This window comes from Variovorax sp. 20P10.2.4 (genome assembly GCF_058244205.1).
Map to the genome: position 1 here is coordinate 1 of NZ_JBZAYE010000624.1, position 4194 is coordinate 4194.

At 69.2% G+C, this 4194-nt stretch carries 6 protein-coding genes; all 6 read right to left on the minus strand.

All coding sequences use genetic code 11. The features are described 5' to 3' along the window. A partial coding sequence (locus tag AC27VN_RS34445; RefSeq protein ID WP_490879493.1) for a FecR/PupR family sigma factor regulator occupies positions 1-240 on the minus strand: 240 nt, incomplete at its 3' end. A 70-nt stretch (positions 241-310) separates the two neighbouring features. Further along, on the minus strand, positions 311-832 hold the full coding sequence (locus AC27VN_RS34450) for an RNA polymerase sigma factor (protein WP_490879494.1): 522 nt from the start codon (positions 830-832) through the stop codon (positions 311-313). Positions 833-981: 149 nt separating this feature from the next. Beyond that, entirely contained in the window at positions 982-2133 is a 1152-nt protein-coding gene (locus AC27VN_RS34455) for a helix-turn-helix transcriptional regulator (RefSeq protein WP_490879495.1), read from the minus strand. Between the two features lie 32 nt (positions 2134-2165). Beyond that, entirely contained in the window at positions 2166-2792 is a 627-nt protein-coding gene (locus AC27VN_RS34460; RefSeq protein ID WP_490879496.1) for a hypothetical protein, read from the minus strand. Between the two features lie 256 nt (positions 2793-3048). After that, entirely contained in the window at positions 3049-3552 is a 504-nt protein-coding gene (locus tag AC27VN_RS34465) for a gamma-glutamylcyclotransferase family protein (protein ID WP_490879497.1), read from the minus strand. A gap of 81 nt (positions 3553-3633) precedes the next feature. Next, positions 3634-4194 (minus strand): SDR family NAD(P)-dependent oxidoreductase (locus tag AC27VN_RS34470; RefSeq protein WP_490879498.1); only part of this gene is annotated, 561 nt, incomplete at its 5' end.

The window sequence follows — 4194 nt, forward strand, 5'->3', positions numbered from 1 at the left end:
GCCGGTCATCTCGTCGTAGGCCGCCTGGTGCGCGGGATCGGCCCGGCACCAGGCCTCGAACTCGGCGCGCTCCGCGGCATCGAGTCCGTCGCCGAGGCGCACCGACCAGCGCAGCGCCTCGAACTCCGCGGGCGACAGCTCCTCGAGCAGTTCCTCGCCCGCGGTGTCCGGCCTGTCCGGCATGCGCGCGCCATCGCGCGCCGGCATGCCGGAGGCGGTGGGGCGCGTGCGGTCGTTCATCGGGGTGCGGAAATTCGGTGTCTCGGCCTGGATGATGACGGATCGGCAGCGCCGATCCTGAGGCGGCGCCTCAAATTTTCTCGGGCCGCGCCGGCGCGGGTTGGGGCGCCTCGGCGGTGTCGCGCAGCCGCTTGCGGCAGGCCGCGACCGCGATCATCACGTGCCGCTCGACCATGTTGCGCGAGATGCCCATGCGCTGCGCCACCTCGGCCTGCGGCAGGCCCTCGATGCGGTGCAGCACGAAGGCCTCGCGGCAGCGCGGCGGCAGGTTCTCGATCGCCGCGACCAGCAGCCGCATGCGCTGCGTCGCCGCATAGGCCACCTCGGGGTTGTCGGCATCGGGCGCCGGCATCTCGAGCAGCACGTCGTCGCTGTCGTGCGCGCGCACGATCTGCTGGCGATGGTGGTCGACCAGCAGGTTGCGCGCGATCTGGTAGAGCAGCCCGCGCACCTCGACCACCGGCTGCGCGCCATGGCGCTCGAAGGCCGTGAAGCGTGCGTAGACCTCCTGCACGATGTCCTGCGCCAGCGCGCGGTCGCGCAGGTACCGGTTGCAGAAATTGAAAAGCTCCAGGTAATAACGTGCCGCCACGATGCACTCCAGCCACACCGGCTCTGTTGAATCCGTCCGGGTGCTGGCGATGTGGCGGCGGCTGGATCTGGCGCGGGCCGGGCGGGAGGGTCGCGATTATAGGAAGGCGAGCGGATGGGCGTGGGCGGCTCGCGGCATCGCCCCCCGCTTCAACGTCCCGACAACGCCAACGGCCCCAGCAACCGGATCAACTCGCTCTGCCGCCGCACGCCCGTCTTGTCGAAGATGTTGCGCAGATGGGTGCGCACGGTGTTGATCGAGATGCCGCAGCGCTCGGCGACCTGGGCCGGCCGCGCGCCTTCCGAGAGCTGCACGACCAACTGGAGCTCCGAGGGCGTGAGCCGGTACTGCTGCGCGAGGGCCTCGAGCCGGCGATCGCTGGCCTCGCGCTCGGGTGGCTCCTCGACCATCAGCAGCGCCACCGCATGCGGCCAGGCGAGCCGGCAGGCGTTGCCCTCGTCCAGCGGCACCAGCCGCGCGATGGCCGGCGCGCTCGGCCGCGCGGTTTCGAGCGTCCACAGCACGTGGGTCTGGATCAGGCCGCGCGCCACCTCGCGCAGCGAGGCCTCCACCGCTTCCGGGCCCAGCTGGCCCAGGCGCGCCAGCTTGCCGTTGCGGATGCCGATCCAGTCGCTGCGCGACAGCAGGGCCGCGGCCGCGACGTTGGCATGCAGGATCGCGCCCGTGGCGGCCAGCACCACGAGCGGCTTGGGCACCACGTCGAAGGCGTCGGCGGTGGCCTTCTCGACCGGCGTGGAGCGCACCAGCGACCAGTGCGCGTGCAGCGCGAGCTGCAGCGGCTTGTGCACCGCCTCGAAGGCGCGCTTGTCCTGGTAGCTGAACTCCTCGAGCCCGGGCCGGCGATAGAGACCGGTGGCCGTGAGCGGCGCCTGCGCGGGCCAGCTGCCGTCGTCGACGATCATCGCCAGCAACCCATGCACGCCGGTCGGTGCCGCGAACTCGTGGTAGTAGTCCATGCGCTCCAGCTCGCTCCATTCGCAGAGTTCGCGGCCGATGCCGCATTCGCCGGTGCGCACGCAGATCTCCTTGGTCGCGGCGCCCGCGAACCACGGGTCCCTCTGCGACCAGTAGTCGATGTAGTCGGGCACCGTGTGCTTGGGCAGCCCGATGTCGACGAACAGCGGCTTGCCGGCCGGCGCGCCGCGCGGCGTGTGGATGGCCGCGGCGGTGGCGCCGAAGCGTTCGCACAGCGCCTCGAGCATGGTCTCCCAGCGCGAGGCATCGGTGGCCGCCGCGCAGGCGGCTGCGATGGCGGGGTTCAGGCCGGAGTCCCAGCTCATGGCTTGTCGCGAACGTGTTCTCGGCGAACCGTTCAACGCCCGCCCTTGTAGGTGAAGACCTGGACCACGCCCTTGCCGGGCGCGTAGATGTACCCGTAGTCGAGGCCGTTGTTCGTGCGCCAGCGGTATTGCAACGCGCCGGCGATACCGTCGTAGGTGCACGAGAGCTTCTCGATCTCGAGCGACGACACGGCGCTGCGCGTGTTGTAGAGCGTGTCGTAGTTCTTCTTCTGGCCCTGCTGCCACTTGCCGACGGGAAACTTCCCCTCGTTGTAGGCATTGCCGAAGCGCTGGTCGTAGACGCGGCCGATGGCGCTCTTGTCCTCGGTCAGCGCGAAGCGCTCATGCGCCCGCGGCACCTTGCGCTCGTAGACCTCGAACTCGATGCCCCGGTAGCCCGACCACTTCATCGGCCCCTTGAGCGCGACCTCGCCGGACCCCACGTTGCCGTCGGGCAGCACGTCGACGAAGGGATAGGTGCGATCGACCTCGCCGAAAGTCAGCGCCTGCGATTCGGGCGCGGGCAACGGCAGGCCGGTGAGCAGCTCGACGGGGATGAAGCGCTCGGTCACCGTGGCGTCGTGCGCGCATACGAGCGCATCGGCGGCATGGGCGGCGCCTGGGCCGACCGCCACGAGCAACGCGGCGGCGACGGCCATTGCAGGCGACCGGGGCCCGCACGCCGCAACGCCGATGCAGGAACGCTGGAATGCACGCGCCATGGTGGGAAGCTCCTCGTTGTAGATCCTGGTATCCGGGCTCGCCCCTCCGAGCGCCCTGGAAGCCAGTGTTCTTGAATACGAAGGCACTCACATCATGCAAATGAATGAGAGGCGGGGGCCGGCGGGCCTGGGAGCGGCGCTACGGGATACGGTGGCGTTCCGTGGCGCTGCTATCGCCGAAAGCCGGCGTGGCTCAGGGAGTGGCCGAGCGCGAGCGATAGAGCCCGGCATGCGCCATCGTGTATTCGGTCAGCGGGCCCAGCCTCGCCTGCGCTCCATCGAATTGCTCGGGCGGCTTGACATAGGCGTGGACGATCCTTGGCTGGCCGGATGCCTTGCCGACGCCTTCGACGCCGATCGGCACACGCCGATAGCCATCCGCCTCGCTGACCCGCTCGAGCAGGTCCATGGCCGCCAATGCCGCATCGTCGACCTCGAACAATTGGCCGACGACGCGCTCCCCTTCCTCGGGCAGGAAGACCAGCCAGGGCGAGAAGCGCTCGCCCATCAGGTACAGCGGATAGCGCTCCCGCGTGACGAAGTCGCCGGGGATGCGGCGGCCGCGGTTGGTGGCGAAGTTGGGGAAGCCCTCTTTCAGAGTGCCGAAGACGAAGACGAGGTGTGGCATGCGAGATGCAAACTCGCCGCGCTTCATCTCCGCGATCGACTGGAGCAGATCCTTCTCGAACTGCTCCATCTCCTTATCCCTGGTCCTTGGCATCGATGGCCTCCTTCAGCTTCCGCATGGTAGCTGCGGGAATGTCGTCGGAGCTTCGGATCAGACCCGGCCCGCGGTCACGCCCCCATCCACCGGCAGCACCGTGCCCGTGATCCAGGCGGCCTGATCCGAGGCCAGGAACAGGATCGCCTGCGCCACGTCGGCCGGCTGACCATTGCGGCCCAGTGGATGGAAGGCATTGAAGCCCGGCAGCGTCTCGCGCACTTGCGCCTCGCTCATGAAGCTGTTGTAGACGGGGGTCTCGACGACGGCCGGTGCCACCGTGTTGATGCGGATCTTCAGCGGCGCCAGTTCGATCGCGAGGTTGCGCGTCAGCGCATGCACGCCCGCATTGGCCGCAGAGTAGGCGGCCGACGGCGTGGCGCCGATGGCCTGGATCGCCCACAGCGAACCGGTCTGCACGATGGCGCCCCCACCGCGTTCGCGCATCGCGCGTGCCGCGGCCTGCGCCATGAAGAACTTGCCCTTGAGGATGGTGTCGAGGAAGGCGTCGTATTCGGCGGCCTCGACCTCGAGGAAGGGCTTGGGACGGAAGATGCCGGCGTTGTTGACCAGGATGTCGACGCCGCCGAAGGCACGGGTGGCTTCGTCGACCAGACG